This is a genomic window from Sporosarcina sp. FSL K6-5500, assembly GCF_038005665.1.
In the GTDB taxonomy this organism is placed as follows: Bacteria; Bacillota; Bacilli; order Bacillales_A; family Planococcaceae; genus Sporosarcina; species Sporosarcina psychrophila.
The window spans coordinates 1,456,434-1,475,455 of record NZ_JBBOTP010000001.1 but is presented as its reverse complement, the minus strand read 5'-3'; the positions used below and the strand labels follow the sequence as shown (position 1 = coordinate 1,475,455).

Annotated in this window: 19 protein-coding genes and 1 pseudogene; 9 read left to right on the top strand and 11 right to left on the bottom strand. The window is 39.5% G+C overall.

All coding sequences use genetic code 11. From position 1 onward, the window contains the following. Window positions 1–116: 116 nt before the first annotated feature. Both MKX62_RS06795 and MKX62_RS06790 read right to left on the bottom strand, forming a co-directional pair. Window positions 117–1,109 (bottom strand): bile acid:sodium symporter family protein, encoded by a 993-nt coding sequence (locus MKX62_RS06795; protein WP_340741085.1) that lies wholly within the window; start codon window positions 1,107–1,109, stop codon window positions 117–119. A 14-nt stretch (window positions 1,110–1,123) separates the two neighbouring features. Beyond that, the gene (locus tag MKX62_RS06790) at window positions 1,124–2,506 is read right to left on the bottom strand and encodes an FAD-binding oxidoreductase (protein WP_067213667.1); all 1,383 of its coding nucleotides are present in this window, start codon (window positions 2,504–2,506) and stop codon (window positions 1,124–1,126) included. Window positions 2,507–2,703: 197 nt separating this feature from the next. On the opposite strand from MKX62_RS06790, the gene MKX62_RS06785 reads away from it, so the two are divergent. The 7 genes and pseudogenes from MKX62_RS06785 (at window position 2,704) to MKX62_RS06755 (ending at window position 7,031) form a co-directional block, all read left to right on the top strand. Continuing rightward, on the top strand, window positions 2,704–3,417 hold the full coding sequence (locus MKX62_RS06785; RefSeq protein WP_338654584.1) for a FadR/GntR family transcriptional regulator: 714 nt from the start codon (window positions 2,704–2,706) through the stop codon (window positions 3,415–3,417). Between the two features lie 35 nt (window positions 3,418–3,452). Beyond that, window positions 3,453–3,935 carry a hypothetical protein gene (locus MKX62_RS06780; protein WP_340741084.1) on the top strand — a complete coding sequence of 161 codons (483 nt, stop codon included), beginning with the start codon at window positions 3,453–3,455 and terminating at the stop codon, window positions 3,933–3,935. Between the two features lie 96 nt (window positions 3,936–4,031). After that, entirely contained in the window at window positions 4,032–4,751 is a 720-nt protein-coding gene (locus tag MKX62_RS06775; RefSeq protein WP_067213664.1) for an alpha/beta hydrolase, read from the top strand. Between the two features lie 180 nt (window positions 4,752–4,931). Then, on the top strand, window positions 4,932–5,378 hold the full coding sequence (locus MKX62_RS06770) for an NUDIX hydrolase (protein WP_338654591.1): 447 nt from the start codon (window positions 4,932–4,934) through the stop codon (window positions 5,376–5,378). A 56-nt stretch (window positions 5,379–5,434) separates the two neighbouring features. After that, a pseudogene (locus MKX62_RS06765) lies at window positions 5,435–6,125 on the top strand (methyltransferase domain-containing protein). A gap of 40 nt (window positions 6,126–6,165) precedes the next feature. Continuing rightward, window positions 6,166–6,540, top strand: a complete 375-nt coding sequence (locus MKX62_RS06760) for a YxiJ family protein (RefSeq protein WP_187046191.1) — start codon at window positions 6,166–6,168, stop codon at window positions 6,538–6,540. Window positions 6,541–6,599: 59 nt separating this feature from the next. Beyond that, the gene (locus tag MKX62_RS06755; protein ID WP_340741083.1) at window positions 6,600–7,031 is read left to right on the top strand and encodes a GNAT family N-acetyltransferase; all 432 of its coding nucleotides are present in this window, start codon (window positions 6,600–6,602) and stop codon (window positions 7,029–7,031) included. Window positions 7,032–7,732: 701 nt separating this feature from the next. Here MKX62_RS06755 and MKX62_RS06750 read toward each other — a convergent pair. From MKX62_RS06750 to MKX62_RS06720, 7 genes are all read right to left on the bottom strand, one after another. Further along, on the bottom strand, window positions 7,733–8,494 hold the full coding sequence (locus tag MKX62_RS06750; protein ID WP_340741082.1) for an ABC transporter ATP-binding protein: 762 nt from the start codon (window positions 8,492–8,494) through the stop codon (window positions 7,733–7,735). Further along, on the bottom strand, window positions 8,485–9,306 hold the full coding sequence (locus MKX62_RS06745; protein WP_340741081.1) for an ABC transporter ATP-binding protein: 822 nt from the start codon (window positions 9,304–9,306) through the stop codon (window positions 8,485–8,487). The genes MKX62_RS06750 and MKX62_RS06745 overlap by 10 nt, the downstream gene beginning before the upstream one ends. Then, complete coding sequence (gene opp1C / locus MKX62_RS06740; RefSeq protein ID WP_067213657.1) at window positions 9,269–10,156, bottom strand: nickel/cobalt ABC transporter permease; 888 nt, start codon at window positions 10,154–10,156, stop codon at window positions 9,269–9,271. Before opp1C ends, MKX62_RS06745 begins: the two co-directional genes overlap by 38 nt. A 1-nt stretch (window position 10,157) precedes the next feature. After that, a complete protein-coding gene (opp1B, locus tag MKX62_RS06735) occupies window positions 10,158–11,087 on the bottom strand; it encodes a nickel/cobalt ABC transporter permease (RefSeq protein ID WP_067213656.1) in 930 nt (309 codons plus the stop codon). Between the two features lie 204 nt (window positions 11,088–11,291). Continuing rightward, a complete protein-coding gene (gene nikA / locus MKX62_RS06730; protein ID WP_338654609.1) occupies window positions 11,292–12,896 on the bottom strand; it encodes a nickel ABC transporter substrate-binding protein in 1,605 nt (534 codons plus the stop codon). Between the two features lie 211 nt (window positions 12,897–13,107). Next, window positions 13,108–13,860: a hypothetical protein gene (locus MKX62_RS06725; RefSeq protein ID WP_067213655.1), complete on the bottom strand. Its 753-nt coding sequence runs from the start codon at window positions 13,858–13,860 to the stop codon at window positions 13,108–13,110. Beyond that, window positions 13,857–14,393 (bottom strand): RNA polymerase sigma factor, encoded by a 537-nt coding sequence (locus MKX62_RS06720; RefSeq protein WP_231885741.1) that lies wholly within the window; start codon window positions 14,391–14,393, stop codon window positions 13,857–13,859. The genes MKX62_RS06725 and MKX62_RS06720 overlap by 4 nt, the downstream gene beginning before the upstream one ends. A 188-nt stretch (window positions 14,394–14,581) precedes the next feature. Between MKX62_RS06720 and MKX62_RS06715 the strand changes: the two genes are divergently transcribed. Next, complete coding sequence (locus MKX62_RS06715) at window positions 14,582–15,127, top strand: NADPH-dependent FMN reductase (RefSeq protein ID WP_340742556.1); 546 nt, start codon at window positions 14,582–14,584, stop codon at window positions 15,125–15,127. Window positions 15,128–15,981: 854 nt separating this feature from the next. Here the strand turns inward: MKX62_RS06715 and MKX62_RS06710 are convergent. Then, window positions 15,982–16,545: a GNAT family N-acetyltransferase gene (locus tag MKX62_RS06710; protein WP_338654613.1), complete on the bottom strand. Its 564-nt coding sequence runs from the start codon at window positions 16,543–16,545 to the stop codon at window positions 15,982–15,984. A 95-nt stretch (window positions 16,546–16,640) separates the two neighbouring features. Continuing rightward, on the bottom strand, window positions 16,641–17,525 hold the full coding sequence (locus MKX62_RS06705; RefSeq protein WP_340741080.1) for a DMT family transporter: 885 nt from the start codon (window positions 17,523–17,525) through the stop codon (window positions 16,641–16,643). 526 nt (window positions 17,526–18,051) lie between these two features. On the opposite strand from MKX62_RS06705, the gene MKX62_RS06700 reads away from it, so the two are divergent. Further along, complete coding sequence (locus MKX62_RS06700; RefSeq protein ID WP_340741079.1) at window positions 18,052–18,990, top strand: carbohydrate kinase family protein; 939 nt, start codon at window positions 18,052–18,054, stop codon at window positions 18,988–18,990. Window positions 18,991–19,022: the final 32 nt, after the last annotated feature.

Sequence of the window (19,022 nt, the reverse complement as noted above, 5' to 3'; positions counted from 1 at the left end):
GATAAACTGCTCCAAGGCGGTGATAACTTATCCTATAGCGGTGATAACAACCATGGAGACGGTGATAACAAATTTATAATAAAGATATTAAGTCAAAACAAGTCCTATGTTCATTCTTACAATTTCTCGGAAGGAGTTAAAACCGTAACTTTCGGTGCATCATCGGGTTCATCTTTCTCTTCAACAATCGGTTTCTTTGACCAGATCGTGGCGAGGATTGGGCCCGAAATATTATGCCAGATCGCGCCCCAAACGCTCGGCAGTGCTGCAAGCGGGCTAAAGTGAGCAGTCGCCAAAGCCACGCCTAATCCAGAGTTTTGCATGCCAACTTCAATTGAAATGGCTCGTCGATCATTTTCGTTCAGGCCGAGCATTACCGCTGTCAAATAGCCAAGTAGTAGACCGAATCCGTTATGAAGGAAAACGGCGATGAAAACAACGAGTCCTGAACTTGCAACATTATCCGTATTGGCGGCAGTGACGGCTGATACGATGATTAAAATCGCCGTTACTGAAATGAGTGGTACAATCGAAATGCTTTTTTCGACAGCTTTCGGGAAAAGCTTTTGGACGGCAAACCCTAATATAATTGGGATGATAATCACTTGGACGATTGACTTGAACATCGAAACTGGATCAACGGGTAGCCATTGTCCCGCAAGTAAAAGCAACAAAAGTGGTGTGACGACTGGAGCCAATAAAGTGGAAAGGGAAGTCATTGCAACTGACAACGCAAGATTTCCTTTCGCAAGATAGACCATAACATTGGAGGCCGTACCGCCTGGAACACACCCGAGAAGCACTAAGCCCGCCGCCAATTCAGGGGGCAACTTGAGCAAGTGAGCTAATGCGAATGCAACTAGGGGCATGATGATGAACTGGGCACCGACACCGACAATTACAGGTAGCGGTTTTGTTAGGACGATTTTGAAATCAACGGGCTTTAACGTCAGTCCCATTCCGAACATGACAACACCTAGTAAAATCGTAATATAGCCGCCCAACCCTAAAAAGGGCGTTGGGATCATAAATGCAATTACGGCAATTGCGATAACCCAAAAGGCAAAATATTTCCCTGCAATTGTGCTAAGCGTTTCAAGTATTTTCATAGTAGATATCCTCCCTAGTCCATCTTCACGTTTTTATTTGGATTCAATAAATTGTCTGGATCAAGTGCTTTTTTTATTTTTTCCATAACGAGGAGTGCAGCACCGTGCTCCCGTTCCTGATATTTCTGTTTACCAATCCCAACCCCGTGTTCTCCAGTACATGTGCCACCACGCTCAAGCGCATACATGACGATTCGTTCATTCAACTCATCGGCTTTCGCAAGTTCTTCGGCATTGTTCATGTCCATCATTAGTAGTACATGGAAATTACCATCGCCTACGTGGCCGACAATTCCGCCAGTCAAATCAAGTGACTCGACCGTTTCACGTGCATGTTCAACGGCACCTGCTAACTCTGAAATCGGGAGACAAACATCCGTAACCATCATCTTTTTCCCTGGATAACCGTGGATGAAGGCATAGGCTAAATTATGCCGCGCCTCCCATAGTCTGTTGCGTCCCGCGTTGTCCGTTTCGAACTCGATGTCTTCACAATGATGGTCTTTAACAATTTCTTTTGTGAAGTCAACGTCTTGTTTTAATCCTGCTTCATTCCCATGAAATTCTAAGAATAGTGTTGGTTTTTCTTTGTAGTTGGTTTCACTGTAAAGATTCGCCTGTTTTATAGATGGTTCATCGACTAATTCAACCCGTGCGATCGGAATACCAGCCTGTAGAATGGACACAACAGCTTCGACCGCGTCATTGACAGTAGCAAAGGAAGCCCGTGCAGCTGTGACGTGTTCTGGAATTCCGTATACGCGTAGTGTTAATTCCGTAAAGCAACCAAGCGTGCCCTCAGATCCTACGAACAGACCGTTCAGATGAAGGCCAGATGCAGACTTCGCGGCCATATTCCCAGTATGAATGATGGTTCCATCGGCCATCACAACTTCTAAATCACGGACTTGATCACGCATGACACCGTATTTGACGGTCGTTGTTCCACTTGCATTTGTAGCCGCCATTCCACCTAGTGTTGCATCCGCTCCCGGATCGACAGTGAAAAATAGCCCGTGCTTTTTCAGTTCTTTATTTAACTGTGTACGGGTTACACCAGGCTGTACTTTAACGAGAAAGTCATTCTCTCGAACTTCAATAATCTTGTTCATCAGCGAGAAGTCAATTGTGATTCCTCCTTTTGAAGGGATTACATGTCCTTCCAGGCTTGAACCGAGACCGAATGGAATGACCGGAACTTGGTATTCTTTTGATACTATCATTACTTTACTTACGTCTTCAGTTGATTCTGGAAAAACAACAATGTCCGGAAGTCTTGCCGCGTGATACGATTCATCCCTGCCATGAAGCTCTCTTACGGTTTCATTGATGGTTACCTGCTCGTTCTTAAGTATTTTTGTTAACGCTTCAACTATATTTACTGTAGAAATTTTCATTATATTTTCTCTCCTTAATCAACTAATTTGTCATACCAATATTTTATGTAATTCGAAATTTTAAATTTTGGTCCAACCACTTTTCATTATACCTAATAATCTGAACAGTGCAACGATTATTTCGGGATATTGATTATTCCAAATTTAATTGATATCGTTAAAGTCACGAAAGAGGTTCGATGTAAGGGGGGAAATCGTTGAATCTGCAGAAGAAAAAGACCTACGAAGTTATTGTTGAAAAGATAGAAAAGTTCTTTTTAAATGGAAAACTAAAATCGGGTGATAAATTGCCGCCCGAAAGAGAATTGGCAAGTCGGTTTGGTGTGAGTAGGACGTCTGTGAGAGAGGCACTTCAGGCATTAGAGATTAGCGGTGCTATTGAAATCAGACAAGGCGGGGGGAGTTTCATCAAAACGTCTGAAGTTCAGTTAGTAAGTGATGCACTTTCAACTACAATTATTCAAGCCGAAAACAATTTGGTCTATGAAATGTTGGAGCTGCGCCGTGCGTTGGAAGTTGAATCGGTATCTCTTGCCGCACAACGAGCAACTTCTGCAGACTTGGAAAAGATTCGTCAGTCACTAGAACAAATGGCTGTATCGTGGCAAGATGCAGAAGCGGGGGTACAGGCTGATCTGCATTTTCATTTGCAAATTGTCTATGCTACGCATAATAAACTACTTATTAATTTGGTCCAAACGCTGACTGAACGAATGGAGGATACAATTCGTGCGACACGGAAACACCGTTTTTTAGATGAAGATCGCTACGAGGATACATTCGAGGAACATAAGGAGATTTATATAGCAATCGCATCGGGCAATGCTCAGGAAGCGAAGAAACTAATGGAAGAGCATATTACGCGTGTTCGGAGAGAATTAAGCGAAACATTTTTGCCGACTTTTGAATGAAAAAGTACTTATTATTATCGAAGGAGGCGACGCAGTTGAAAAGTAAATTATTACTTATGATGCTGGTGTTTACAGGGCTCTTCCTAATCCTAAATTCGCAACATAAAGCTATTGCAAGTTCTCAAATCATCAGAGAGGATGAGGCGGGTAGCTATCAATATACGGTAATAATGGAACACGAAACATTCACGTGGGAGATTGGTTACAAAGGCAATGTATCTGTGATTAAAGAAAGTGAACAAAATCAGGCGGACTTACATAGGTTCATGATTGTAGTTGGAGACATCAGTGCGCAAAAGTTAAGGCTGATACTCTCCGTGTGTTACTTGCTACTTATAGTAATAACAGTAGTCATTGCACAGAAAAAGAAAAAAGAAATGCTTAAGGAAGCTCTACTCCTACTGATTATTGGTGCTCTTGGGGGAATTGCATTCTACGTCGATTTTCAAACAACTCTCGAATTGAATCATTCATTAAATGATGCAAAATACTATTATTTGGTGTTAATTCAAAAATGATAGGATACTAACTCTATCTTAAGAAGATAAGTCGATACCATTATATAGTTTACTTTCTAATAGTTAGTAGGGTGGGAATCGGGGGAGGATATTCCAGTGGAAAAGATAAAAATTAAACACTTTAAATACAATATATTTGAACCAATTGCCATTAATAAAAGTGCATTAACGGTAATCTTTTACCATGGCTGGGGGACTGATGTTGACAGTTTTCAAAGTCTTGCTGAAGAGATTACCAAAGAAGGACATACCGTAATAATGCCAGAAATCCTTTACCATGATACTAGAAATCCATTGAAAAAACATTTTGAGAAAGATACTCTTCAAAACTATTTTTGGAAAACAATTATCGAAAGTATTGCTGAGTTTAATGACTTTTTTAATGAATTAAAAATTTCTAAGCAAAAGACAGTACTTGCGGGCAGTTCTATGGGTGGTTTTATAGCTAATGGTATTTTTGCCTCACAAGAAAACGTAGGCGGTTTAGCAAATATTAACGGATCAGGGTCATTTTTATTGTCAGAAAAGATCTTCAGGGAGATGGATAATCGACCAGATATACCACTGGAACTGGAAATGATCCTTGAAAAGTTTGATCCCATTGGACAGAAGAATTGTGATTCACCTGTGCTTCTTATACATGGTGACTCAGATAAAACTGTTTCTTTAGATGGTCAAAAAGATTACTTTAACTACCTTACTGAAAATGAAGGAAGAAAAGATGTAGAGCTATTAATATACAAGGGCGTCGATCACCAGTTTACTTCAGATATGTTGCAGGGTTTGATTATATGGTTGAATGAAATAAGTATATGATGTGGGGTGATTTTTTTGAAGATTGATCATTCTAATTAAATATAAATAAACATGAAATTGACTTAGATATGTTGAACAAATGAAATTCTATTTAAACAGTGTGAAGGCGCCCTAGCGAATTGGATGGGGTTCTTTATTTCACATATATAGATCCGAAATTTATGGGAAAGGGAGAATGTCATGAATTACATAAAGTATTTAAGGGGATTCATAGGAACAAAACCTATTATTGCCCCGGGATCAGCAATAATCATAATGAATATGGAAAATGAATTATTACTACAATTACGTTCAGATACAAAAGATTGGGGTATTCCTGGTGGTGGGATGGAGATGGGGGATACATTTGAAGAGACCGCTAAAAGGGAGTTATTTGAAGAAACTGGTCTTGTAGCAAATCAACTAGAACTTTTGGGAGTGGTTTCTGGCAAAGAATTATATTTTAAATTTCCACATGGTGACGAGATATATAATGCAACTGCTGTTTACAAAGCAACAGAAGTTACTGGAACACTAACAAAAGACGAGGAGAGTATAGAGCTATCGTATTTTCCTTTAAATTCATTACCAAGTTTGAACTATACAACTTTAAAAATCTTGCAAAAAGTAGGATATATAATTGATTAAAATAATAAATGGGGAAGCTGATTAGCAATTTTCATTTCACAGATAAGGGAATTCATTTGGAATATAAAGACGCTGCAGTTTATGACGATGATGAATTCTTTGGAAATTATTTAACAAGAAGACATAGAGCAGAAAGTCCAAATAATATTATCGAAAAGCCGGTGTTAATGGAGCTAATTGGAGATGTTAGTTGAAAAAAGTGTCGGATTTAGGCTGTGGCGACGCAGAGTTTGGATTAGAGCTAATGAAACAGGGCTGTTCTTTTTATGAAGGTGTGGAAGGTTCACTCAACATGGTCCAAAAGGCAGTAAGCGTCTTAGATTATACTGCTAGTAAAATTCAACACTCGTCAATGGAAACCTGGGATTTTCCACAAGAACAATATGACCTGGTTGTTTCTCGACTAGCACTGCATTATCTAGAAAAAGTAGATGGGCAATTTGTTTTTAGTGTTCAACATCCAGTTTTAAACTTCTTCAGTACAAAGTGCAACAAAATCGGCACCTACAGATTGGAAGGTAGATGATTATTTCCATACTGGAAAAGGTGTAGGGCCTTGGATTGAAAAAGAAGTCGTTAAATATCATCGTACATATAGAAGAATATTTTAAGGAATTGAAACGTGCAGGATTTAAACTAGAGGAAATAAATGAATGTCGCCCGCGTCTTGAAAACTTCAAAAGTGAGGAAGAGTATAGAAGAAGAATGAGAATCCCATTATTTTTAGTATTTGCATGCAGTAAGTAAAGGTTAGCAGAAGTTTAAGAAAAAAATTAAAGTGGCGGTGTTGAAAATAGAAAAAGAACTTATTTATAAAGAACTGCAAGTTATAAAAGATAGCCTACATATCCCCTTTCCTTATAGTGATATTTATAAAATACAGGAGGATTTTATAAAAGAAATAAACCCAAATGATATCTTAACAGCTGATTTGAGCGCCTACTGGGCGAATATTGCCGGAAGTCTTGGGTACATTGAAAGAGGAAAATCGGAAGCAATTCCTCAAGGTCAAATAGATTGGCTTCAATTGACTTTTTATGATATTTTTCATCAATATTATTTTTTACAAGAAAGCATGATAAATTATCCAACGTTTTACGCTGAGTATATGAATCATGAAAAAGCACGGGAGTTATTAGTAGATTATTTATCTTATAAGTGAACGGTTGAGTTTCGGTGTTTGTTTTTCGAATAAAAGGAATGGAACTAGGAGGGAATAGTATGAAGATAATTGAACAATGGAATCAAGACGATAGCGACTATATAAGAAGTAAGGTCATAGAACATAATATGGAACAGCTCCCGAACGAACTTAAAACCTCAAGGGAAAGTATTAGCTTCGTTATAAAGGATGACAAAGGAGAAGTAATGGGTGGAATTACAGGAGATATATTTTGGCGTCATATGCATATTGACTTTTTATGGGTCGATGAAAGTGTTAGGGAAGAAGGTTATGGGAGTATTTTATTGGAAAAGATTGAAAGTCTCGCAAAAGCTAAAGGATGTAGGCTTATTCACTTAGATACATTCAGCTTTCAAGCTCCTGAATTTTATCAGAAAAATGGCTATGAAGTTTTCGGTGTAATTGAAGATCATCCAAAAGGGTTTAAGCAATACTTTTTGCAGAAAAGATTTTGTGAATCATACATTTGAGAATGAATATAGTAAGAGACAAAAATATAAAAAAAGATACGACTAATTAATAGTCGTATCTAAGATTGTAGACAAACGTATACTTATTTTATCTAATTACAATTCGAAAGCGATAATAGACTACTTGCTCCTTTGCCTTACTTGGCTTTCAGAAAACGTATCTCTTTTATACGAATAGAGACTAACCAAGTTATTAATCTTTCATAGTTCTCTTTCCATAGTTTTTTCATTATCAACGTCAAGAACAGCAGAGATAACAAAAATAAAAAAGAGATGATACTTGTTAACTGGAAAAAAAGAGTTTCTTTAAAACCACCATAACCAATGCAAATGACAACGCTACTCGCAAAAACTATTGATACAACAGGTAACAATTGAAAAAATATGTCGTAGTTTCGTTTCTTGATAAATCGCATCATAGTCGGGGAAATTAAAGCAATAAGTAAGATATAGGACATAACGACGAGTACGTCTATTACGACTAAGAATAAGTCCATCTCGTTTCAACCCCCTTATCAAAACCACTTATAGAATGACCCTCTTAGAAAAGGCTATATAGTTAAACTATACCCTTTGAACCCTGCGATTATGCATCGAAACACGCTATTTCTTTGCAATGAACATAAAAAAGAGGATGGTGTATCACCCATCCTCGTTACGCTGTCGTTATTCTATTACCCCAGGCTTTTTAAGTAATGCAATCACGGAACATTAAAGAGCATTACTGAATTTAGTAACCTCTTCGCATAATCATTTTTTGCAAGTAGTAGATTGGAGCTTTCTAATTCCTCAACAATTTCTCCTTGATATAGAAAAAGAATTCTATCGCAAATATTCGCGACGACCTGAAGATCATGAGTTATAAAGAGGTAAGTCATATTCATGTCATCCTTAATATCGCGTAGTAGCTGAAGAATTTCCGCCTGACTCGAAACATCCAGGGAACTGATGGCCTCATCAAGCACAATAAATTTAGGCTTAGTTGCAATGGCGCGTGCAATACAAACACGCTGAAGTTGTCCTCCGCTTAACTCATGCGGATATTTATGGATCATTGTATGTGGGAGCCCGACTCTAGATAGGAGCTCAGCGATCCGTTCATCGAGATTTTTATTATCTCCTAGAGCAATCAGTGGTTCTGCAATTATACTTCGGGTTGTAAATTGTGGATTTACAGAAGAGGTGTAATCTTGAAACACTACACTCATTTTCCCTTTATTCTTCTTAATCCATCTAGAAAAAGGTTCTCCCTCAATCATTACTCTGCCGCGACCTGGTTTCTCTAGACCAAGAATGATTTTGCTCAGCGTACTCTTACCGCTTCCACTTTCACCAATTAACCCTAGACATTCGCCTTTTTTAATCTGAAGGCTAATATCGCTCAAAACCTCGATTTTAGACTTTATAAAAAGACCGCCGTCTTTATTATAGCTTTTTGATACGTTCTCAACGTTTACAAACATGATAATACTCCCGACGTCATAGATTGTTGAAACGGCTCTGTTAGGCTCAATCGGGTATTGATTAAATACTTCGTGAAACCATGCTTCGGGGAGGAAAAGACTTCGTTAGTCTTTCCGTATTCTAGACATTTTCCATTTTGCATGACCAGCAATTCATCTGACAAATATTGAACAACCCCTAAATCGTGGGAAATGAAGATAATCGAAGTGCCTGTGAGTTCGCGTAGCAACTTGAATTGCTCTACAATATCACGTTGATTTATGGAGTCGATTGCTGTTGTGGGCTCATCGGCTATTATGATATCCGGCTCCATCATAATCACAATAGAAATCATTACTCTCTGTAGCATCCCTCCCGACAGTTGATGTGGATACATCTTCAAAACTTGCTCGGGATGATGGATATGTACACGATGCAACGCAACTTTTGCCATGTCTATAGCGAGCTTCTTTTTAACCCCTAAGTTTTCGCGAAATGTCTCACTCATTTGTCCGCCGATAGTATTGAGTGGATTAAAAGCTGTCATTGCATCTTGAAGAATCATACAGACTTGTTGTCCCCGGATTTTTCTCATCACCCCGTTTGATTGTCCGATTAAGTTCATTCCATTAAAAATGGCTTCACCCGTAACATCCAGCCATGGGGAAGTTAAACCGAGGATTGCTCTTGCGGTTATTGATTTTCCACTTCCGCTTTCACCTACAATACCGAGGCAGCTGTTCTCTTTAAGAGTGAAATTTAAATCTTGTACAATCTGCTGCCCACTTCTCGTGTCAATAACGGATAGCTTTTTTACTTCTAGTAAAGACATTCAAGCGACTCCTTTTCTTTTTCATCTGAAAGTGTTTAGGATTTATGGCTGAATGTAAGCTGTCGCCAAGGAAGTTGAACGCAGCAACGACAATTACAATTGCAAGTCCTGGAGCAAGCATATGTGCTGGATGGGTAATCATTACGTTTCTCGCTTCATTTAACATCATGCCCCATTCTGGTGTCGGAGCCTGTACTCCTAAACCTAGGAAGGAGAGTGCAGAGATATTTAAAACAACCCATCCCGTATCAAGGGTTGCAAATACCGCTACTTCGCCTGATACACCAGGAAGTAAATGTTTTCTCATAATATGTCCTGTACTACAACCGGATACCTTAGCGAAGCGTATATAATCTTTGTCTATATATTGAATAACCACGGATCGGATCATACGTGTATACCAAGCCCATTTGGCAAGGATGTTGGCAATTACCACATTTAACAAGCCTGGTCCAAGGACCCCTACAATCGCTAAAATCATGACTTCTGATGGAAAAGACAGCATAATATCACAAAATCTCATAATAATTTCGTCTACTTTCCCACGGAAGAACCCTGAAATAATTCCAAGCAATGTTCCAATCGTAATCGTAATGCACATTGTAACCAAAGCGAAAAAGACGGTTGTACGAATTCCAAATAAAAGTCTGGATAAAATGCATCGTCCTAATTGGTCTGTTCCTAATGGGTAGGTTTGGCTGACTCCTGCATATTTCTGAAGGATATTCATTTCTAACGGATTATGAGGTGCAAGAATGGGAGCGAAAATACCGGCAGTAATAACCAAAAGTAACAATGATAAGCAAAGAATGGCCAATTTATCAGTCTTTAAACGTCTCCAAACATTCATACTATAATTCCTTTCTCATGCGTGGATCAAGCATTGTATTAAGAATATCAACTAGAAGATTACATATAACGAACAGCACGCCCATAATTAATATGTAAGCTTGGATAATTGGGAAATCCGAATTAAAGATTGCAGTAACGCATAATCGTCCAATACCTGGCCAAGCAAAAACATTTTCGACAATAACCGTTCCAGCAATCAGCTTAGGAATCGACATTCCTATGGCGGTCATGGAAATTTGAAGAGAGTTTTTAAAGACTTTTCTGGTGATTGTGCTTTCCTTTAAGCCACGAACCCTAGCATAAAGTACAAAGTTTTCACTTTTGTTTTTAATCATATTGTTTCGAATAAGGCGGACATAAGTTGAAATAAATCCTAAAGACAGCGTGACAGCAGGGAGAATAACAGAACTTGGCCTTTCCATACCGCTAGTGTCGAACCAATTCAGCTTGACAGAAAAGAGCCAGATAAGAAGAATTCCTATCCAAAAACTTGGCATGGCTGTGGAGATGAAAATCAATGCGCGCATCACTTTATCACCGATGCTTCCTTCGTAAATGGCGCACAGCATGCCGATTATAATACTGAAGGAAAGAATAATAACTAACGCAATGAACGCGAGCTGGAGAGTTGCCGGCAGTGCAGTTGCCAGTTGATCAGCAACAGGCTCATGCGTTACATAACTGTTACCAAAGTCCCCTTGAAGGTTATTTCCGAGCCATGAAAAATACCGGACTAAATAGGGTTTATCAAGACCCAGTTCAATTCTCATTGCCTCTATCATGTCTTCTGTCGGTGTAACTTGGTTTACTCGCATTGCAATTTCTGCCGGATCGCTAGTTCGTAAGTTGATCAGTACAAATGCTAAAAACGAAATGCCAAGGATAATTGGAATGATAACTAGCACACGTTTTAATAGATATATTTTCAAGGATATTTCTCCTAACAAGATATTTTATCAAGTAAAATCCCCGGCCAATTCTCTGTCTATAAAAGCATAATCGGTGAGAATTCTATATCTATATAAACTGAGCGAAAGTGCTTGGCTTAGGGCGGGAGGCATCCCAGAGCGCTGTAGCGCCTTAAATGGGATACTTTATTTCAATACATTTATCTATCAAAGGATCGTTTGATTTTATTCTTCGAAGTACATTTTTTCAAAAGGAATTTCGTACTGTGAGACATTAAAATCAACTCCTTTTAGCGCCTTAGTATGAACGGCCTTTGTTACAGAATAGGTTAATGGTATATAAATATTCTCGGAGTGAATATACGTTAAGATATCCTTATACATTTGCTTACGATTATCTTCGCTTTGTTCACTCATAAGATCAGTGATGACTTGATCCAGCCATTCCTTTTTCTCAAGCCCTACTTGTGCTTGATAATCGGCATGAGAAGGCACTCGCCAAGACGATACATAAGTTTGTGGATCATAAGGCAGTCCCCATGATAGAGAATACATTAAATCGAAATCTCCTGTTTTTTGTCGGTCAAAATAGGCTTGTTTCTCTTCTCCAATGATTTTAAGACTGGCACCAACTTGTTTTAAATCATTCTGCATTGATTCACTGATTGTACGTTCCTGAGCGTTATCGGAGTTATAGTAAATTGTAATCTCAAGTTTATTTCCATCTTTATATCGATACCCATCTTTACCTATTTTCCAGCCGGCTTTTGTTAGCAATTCATTTGCTCTGTCTTCACTATATTCTTGTTTTATTAAGTTCACATCTGCATAGGGGACAGATGGTGCAAGAAGGGTATCGGCTACTTGCTCAGCCCCATTTAGAATTCCCTCTGCAATCATTTGTTTGTTAATCGCAGATTGGAATGCTTCGCGAACTATTGGATCTTTTGTAATCGGTTTTTGTGAATTTAAGACAATTGCTCGAGAACCGACTGGACGGCTAACAGCGGTGCTGTATTTGTCTTGCTCAGAAAGCGCCTTGAAAGAATCGTTATCTACCATATCTCCATCGGAACCAAATAGTAGGTCGATTTCACCTTTTTCCAAGGCTAGAAGTATGGTTTGGTGATCGGGCATCACTTTCCATTTAATGGATTTTATTTTCGGCTTATCGCCCCAGTAGTTGTCATTCTCCGTAAATACGGCATATTGATTTTTTTTATGCTCTGTCAACACATAAGGACCTGTACCTGCATAGCTACTAACTCCATTAGCTGTTGTTCCGGCGATAAAACTTTTGGGTGAAATAAACCGAAAGGGGCGAGTCAGGCCGAGTTCTTCTAGCGTAGGATAATAAGGATTCTTCAGTGTTAACTGGAATGTATACCTATCCACAGCTTTTGTTTCTTGGATTTCAGCCACAAGATTCAGCCATGCATTTTTTTCAATATTTTCTACTACAGCATCTACATTCATCTTTACAACTTCCGCATTAAATGGCTCACCATCTGTAAAGACAACTCCTTGCCTTAGATAGAAAGTATATGTTAAACCATCCTCCGAAATATCCCAGTTTTCAGCTAAGGCAGGTTTTATCCCTTCATCCGTATTAATTACCAGAGATTCAAATACAATGTTTTGGGCTGGCATTTCACCTGCATAGAGATGCGGGTTAATGTCTCGAATATCTTTTGTACTTGCAAAGACAAGGTCATTAGTAGACTTAGCTTTGGAGGTCGGGACATTGCCGTCCTTTTTATCGAAGCAAGCCGAGAGTAAAATTACAGTTAGTATGAGTAGGAATATAGAATAACTTTTTTTGTTTTTCAAAGCATAGTCTCCCTTTAGTTTTTGTATTGCAGATTCCTTTATCAAATCGTAATCATTACGATTTGATAATTAGCTTAGCATGAAAAATATATCGATGCAATATCTATTTAGGAATTCAGAGGGGGCCAACCACCAAAACGGTATGGTGAAATATATGCAAGCGTTCAAAAAAAAAAGACCGTCTCTTGACGGCCCGCTCAAAAAAAAGTTATTATTCTACGATCTCAAAGCTCTCCAACATATGGTGGAACCTTGCTCCGTGGCCTTCCGCAGCTTCGAGGAAATAGTTTTCTGTAATGATGTAGCTACCGTCTTTGCCGTTGCTGATGACATAGGCATGAACAACTTTAGCATCCCAATCGCTACCGTTCAATCCGTGTAATAAATAACCTTCAACTGGTTCTGTCACTGTTTCGACTGCTCTTAGCTCCGGGAAGTCTTTCTTTAACTCGGCTTCAAACTTTTTAACGAGATCTTCGGGTTTCTGATCAGCTACTTGTTTAATTTCCATTGTCACTTCCGGGTACTTTTCTGGAAGGGGTTCAATTGTTGTAATGACGTCTGCTTTATCGCCATTGATCATTTTATAGCGTGTTTCATCGACATAGATGATGTACTCGGAGTTTCCACCTTCATTTAAATTAACATCGGTTTTTTCGTCCTGTCCTTCAATGCTTTGAGTAATTTCCTTTTCTGGGACGAACATGTCTTTAATACCTTTCATGAATGCCATTCCTGTATCGGTTTGTAAACTGAATGCGATGACAAGGGCGGCGGCAGTTGTAATGATAATTGGAATTACACGATTTTTCTTTTTCATTTTCTTCACATCTCCTCTGTTAACGTTCTCTTCGCTGAATAGTTCTTTTTCTAGACCGTTCCATATTTCATCTTTTAGACCAAGCGTTTCTTGCTCAGTCCGTTTATCGAGAGCCTCTTTTGCTCGTTCGTCGAAGTTACTCATTGTGATCCCTCCTCCTTATTCGTCGGGTCTAACTGTTCTTTTAGTCGTTTTCTACCTTTAAACAACCGTGACTTTACTGTATTGTGATTTAACCCTAGAATGTCCGCAATTTCTTTTTCGGTAAAGCCCTTCACATACTTTAATATGATTGGAATTCGATGTATGTCATCAAGCGATTGAATCGTATCGTATAAATCGGATAGCTGATTGAAAGATTCTTCGGCAAGAGATGGGTCATTTTCCAAGTCGGGATGTTCAAATTTTGAAAGAGGGGACTCTTTCTTTAGGTAACGAAGACATTCATTCATTAAAATCCGGTAAAACCACGGGTCAAAGGGCAATTCAGGGTTGTAGCTACCGATTTGCCGATAGACGCGGATGAACGTTTCTTGTACCGCATCTTTGGCCATTTCACGGTTGCGCGTAATAGCAGAAGCCGTTCGAATTGCGTAGTCTGCATATGCTTCGTAAAATTCGCGAAACGAGTCTTTGTCACCGGTCTGTATGTTTCGTATCAATTTTTCTATCTCCACTCGGGTTTCACTCCTTCCAAAACAACGGTATTTTGTTGCTCTTACTATACTTACCCTTAGAAACACTAAAAAGTTTTCAGGGAAGAAATTTAATTTGCAAAGTTGAGTCGAATGATAGATGTGAATCGTAGGTATCGTGTAGAATACATGTTAAAGAATGGAATATGTAAAAAAGAGGAGAGAACTTGATGAAAATTGTAGCGATTGTCGGGAGTTTACGAAAAGATTCATTCAACATGCAGTTAGTAAAAACGATTGAAAAGAGATACAGTCACCTTTTCGAAATAGAAATTGCGGATATCGGAAATTTGCCGTTCTACAATGAGGATGAGGAAAAGTCACCTTCTGAGAAAGTACAAAACTACAAGAAAATGGTTGCTGATGCGGATGCTGTATTCATTAGCACACCTGAATTCAACTGGTCCATGTCGGGCGTTTTGAAAAATGCATTGGAATGGCTATCCAGAGTGGACAAGCCGATAGCAGGTAAACCGGTATTGCCGATGGGAGTTTCTCAAGGAGTGTTAGGGACGGTTAGAGCACAATTGCACTTGCGACAAGTATTAGGGAGTATCCAAGCAACTACACTGCCTCCTGCGGGAAATGAAATATTCATTGGCTCAGCCGGACAAAAGTTCCAAGATGGTTATCTGACAGACGAAGGCACACTCAAGTTTTTGGATTTAGTCGTTGATAAGTTTGTTACTTTCGTAAAAGAGCAAGAAAGTAAATAAAGAAAACCGCCTTTTTGATTTCTAATGGATAGAAAACGAAAGGGCGGTTTGTATAGTGAAAGAAAGTCACGTCTGTTGATTAACCACTTTCTTGCATTAAGAGCAGGTAAGAAAGGCTTGAAAAACACCATTTTCACTTGATCATTTCCGGTCCGCTTTCAGCGAAATAGTCATGACAACTTTACCGAGGGGAGAGTGTGGCTAGAAATGACTTCGTCATTCCTAGCCACACTCTTTTCAGTAATTCTGTTACGATTAGTTGCCTGTCGCGTTCCTACAACGTTTAAGTGAAAAATACAGCTACTTTTGAAAAAAAGATTAGATGACTCTTTAGAAAGGTTGTAAGTGCCCGAAGATACAATTTCGGGCACTTTAGTACTTTGTACAAGGTGTTCCTTGCTTACTATTAGTAAAGAGTATGCACCTTATCATGCGATGGACTATAAGAAAGTGACTCTTTCTTAACTAAAAAAGACAAGACTATGGAGAAGGCTTCAGCCGCCAAAATTGAATCTTTGGTGGCTATTATCCAGCTAAGAAGCCCCGCTATTCTTTCGTCCCAAAAAGTTTTAGCACTTCGTGTACGTATACATTTGGAGAGCGACGGATGAATAAGCACCATACGATTACCGAAAAAAATGTGTAGGGATGCGACGAAGTCGTATTCCTACACATCAAGATATCTCGTTAATCGTATAGAGGTCGTTCAATCCAAAGCGATCCAAAGTAATTGTACACGAAGCGCCTAGTGTTGGATTTAGTTATTTACTGGTTGTTTTTGGTTAATCAACACATGTAAAAGAAAATATAAGTTTTTATCTGGAGTGGTGTCTAGACTCCAGCGCTGTTCTTAGTTAAACAATTTTCACCATATGATGAAAAGGTTCACCAATGATTGTCCAGGGTGAGACGATTTCATAACCCAGCCGTTTGTATAGACGAATAGCTGGTTCTTTTTGTGTTTCGACGTTTAAAGAAAGCTTTGCACTGTATTTTTGTTTCGCGACTTCTTCTGCGTACTCAAACAACTCCGTACCGATTCCTTTACCGCGAAATGCAGGATCAATACAAACTGTATCGATGTAAAGTTCGTCAGCTAACGATTCCGCTTCGACTTCAGAGTTAGTAGCACCTTTTTTAGCAAGCCACTCACTTAAATTTCGATCGAGTTCAGGGGCATCTGCGCCTGCATACAACACCATAATACCTGCTACTTTTCCATCCAGCTCGGCAATATATGTATAGAGATGGGAGTGTCGGTTATCCTCACGCTTGAAAAGTACGCATAGTTCCTGCTCTACCTTGTCCCATTCTGTTTCGCCTGTCATTCTTTTAGCGATATCACCGATTGCGTCGATAATAAGCGGTGCAGCCTGTTCGGCATCAGTCGGTTGTGCTTGTCGAATTGTTATGTCCATTATTAAAAACCTCCTTCTACATCCTCTATTATATCAAATACTAACTGTTGTAAAGAAAACAACCCACCTGCAAGTGCAGTGGGCTGTTGAAACTATCAGTTGTATTTCAATCTTCTCTGCGCAATGGTCGGTAACGTCATACCAATTACGATAATAATAATACCAATTACTTGGAAAATTGTCAGCGCTTCGCTCAATAAAATAACGGACGCGGTGACAGCAACGGGAAGTTCTGCTGCGCTTAAAATCGATGTCATCGCAGTCCCAACTTTCGGTACTGCAATTGAGAAGAGGTAAATCGGAATGACAATCCCGAACAATCCTAGGATCAAACCGTATACCCATAAATTTTCGTTAAACAACGTACCGTTCCAGACGATTTCGGGCGATTGGAAAAAGAAGATTGCAATTGCTGCGAAAAACGATGTGAACAGTAGACGCGTTTCCGTATCCATTCCTTCAACTTGTCGTGAATTAATCATAACGAATGATGCAAAGCTGACAGCTGAAGCCATTCCCCATGCCCAACCTTGCCAAGGAATTCCGCTAAGATCTGCATCGATAATACCGGCTGCAAGAATTGTACCGCCGAAAAGGAAAAGAAGTGAAATGACTTCAATCCGTTTTGGAAGGCGTCGTTTCGCGATACAGTCGAACAGCATTCCTACCCAAGTGAATTGGAATAGCATAACAACCGCAAGAGAAGCAGGCATGTATTCAATGGCTTGGCCGTATACCGTACCAGTCGTTGCAGTAAATAACCCTGCAAGAAGGAGTGTCACACCACCGCCAAACTTTGGGACTTTACGTCGTACAAAGACGAAGATAAGTAGAGCTATGAAAAAACCGACAAAGTATTGGCTCGTTACTGCTTCAGCAGCAGTGTAACCATCTTGAATCGCGAGTTTAATAATTGTTGAAAGAATACCATAACAGCTTGCTGCAAAGATGATAAGTAGTGGATAAATCCATTGTTTCATAAGAAAATCCTCCCGTTCCATCCAAACAGTATACCACGATTAGGGAAAGAATTACAGGTCAGAGGTCAGACAACTAACATGAATTTAAATTGTGGGGTGTAATGATTCGATTATAAAGTCACGTCTGTTGAATAACTATTTGTTTGTATAAAATACTGGTGAGTAGGGCTTGGAAAAATCCGTTTTCACTGGATCATTTCCGGTTCGCTTTCGGCGAAATTATCACGACACTCTTTTCAGCAATCCTATTGCGAATAGTTGCCTGTCGCATCCCTACATATCCAGACATCTCGGTAATCGTATAGAAGTCATTCAATCCAAAGTAAATTATATACGTAGCGCCCAGTAGGTGATCATGTTATTCACTAGTTACTTTTGGTTAATCAACAGGCGTGTTCCGAAAGCGCCGAAGGGGATTGGAAGAAATTCTTTATTTCAACATCTAAAACTATATATTTCCGTACTCTTCCTGTAAATCGTGTTCCATGATACGATTGGGAAAAATAAAGTGATAGGGTGTACATTCATGATTGATGCGAATAAAAAACATGTTTTAATTTACGGCGATGCATTCGTCGATTATATAGCGGAAGACCAGTCCAATTCAACATTCACGACGTTTCTTGGCGGAGCAACGGTCAATGTGGCAGCGGGTATTTCTAGGCTTGGCGCTTCGTCCGCATTCATCACCGTGACAGGAGATGACGAAACTTCCCAGTTTGTTCGGAATGAATTGAGGAAAGAAGGCGTCGACTTGACGTTTGCTAAACTGGAGAATGACAAACGGGTGAGTGGCGTGTATGTCCATTTGACGGATGACAACGACCGTATTTTTCATACATATATCGATGAGACGCCTGATATCCAAGTAGAAACTACTGATTTGTCTATAGAGGCATTTCAAGATGCTTCCGTATTGCATATTTGTTCGGGCACAATGTTTCATTTAACAGCCCTACAAACGACGCGGGAAGCGGTACGTCTTGCTAATAAGTTTGGAGTGCCTTTGTCATTAGACGCAAATATCCGCCCGCTAAGGTGGGAGAATGAAGCGCTTTGCCGTGAAACAATCATGTCATTTGTTGAGAACACCAATCTGCTGAAACTGACCGAAGAGGAGCTTTTTTTCCTAACGGAGACAGATACGTTGAAAGATGGAATCCTCAAGTTAGCACCTTATCGGATTCCTGTAATACTCGTCACCGCGGGTGAGCTCGGTACGTTTGCTGTCATTGACGGCAGCATAACACATGTAGGCGTTGAACCCATCATAGCTGTCGATACGACGGGAGCAGGCGATGCATTCATTGCAGGAATTCTTCGCCAAATCCAATTGAAAGGGAAACCAAAAACCCGCGATGAGTGGATTGACTATATTTCCTTTGGCAATAAACTCGGTGCACTCTGTGCAACAAAATCGGGCGCATTGTCGGCAATGCCTCGGCTTGAAGAAATAGATGAATAATGGAATCCTCCCTTTTTTATAGGGAGGATTTT

Excerpts from the sequence above, each read along its gene's own strand:
- MKX62_RS06790 (WP_067213667.1), bottom strand. The coding sequence starts at position 2,506 with ATGAAAATTTCTACAGTAAATATAGTTGAAGCGTTAACAAAAATACTT.
- MKX62_RS06755 (WP_340741083.1), top strand. The coding sequence starts at position 6,600 with ATGAAGATAATTGAACAATGGAATCAAGACGATAGCGACTATATAAGA.
- opp1C (WP_067213657.1), bottom strand. The coding sequence starts at position 10,156 with ATGAATGTTTGGAGACGTTTAAAGACTGATAAATTGGCCATTCTTTGC.
- MKX62_RS06705 (WP_340741080.1), bottom strand. The coding sequence starts at position 17,525 with ATGAAACAATGGATTTATCCACTACTTATCATCTTTGCAGCAAGCTGT.
- MKX62_RS06770 (WP_338654591.1), top strand. The coding sequence starts at position 4,932 with ATGAATTACATAAAGTATTTAAGGGGATTCATAGGAACAAAACCTATT.
- MKX62_RS06725 (WP_067213655.1), bottom strand. The coding sequence starts at position 13,860 with ATGAGTAACTTCGACGAACGAGCAAAAGAGGCTCTCGATAAACGGACT.
- MKX62_RS06710 (WP_338654613.1), bottom strand. The coding sequence starts at position 16,545 with ATGGACATAACAATTCGACAAGCACAACCGACTGATGCCGAACAGGCT.
- MKX62_RS06715 (WP_340742556.1), top strand. The coding sequence starts at position 14,582 with ATGAAAATTGTAGCGATTGTCGGGAGTTTACGAAAAGATTCATTCAAC.
- MKX62_RS06795 (WP_340741085.1), bottom strand. The coding sequence starts at position 1,109 with ATGAAAATACTTGAAACGCTTAGCACAATTGCAGGGAAATATTTTGCC.
- MKX62_RS06700 (WP_340741079.1), top strand. The coding sequence starts at position 18,052 with ATGATTGATGCGAATAAAAAACATGTTTTAATTTACGGCGATGCATTC.
- MKX62_RS06750 (WP_340741082.1), bottom strand. The coding sequence starts at position 8,494 with ATGTTTGTAAACGTTGAGAACGTATCAAAAAGCTATAATAAAGACGGC.
- MKX62_RS06745 (WP_340741081.1), bottom strand. The coding sequence starts at position 9,306 with ATGTCTTTACTAGAAGTAAAAAAGCTATCCGTTATTGACACGAGAAGT.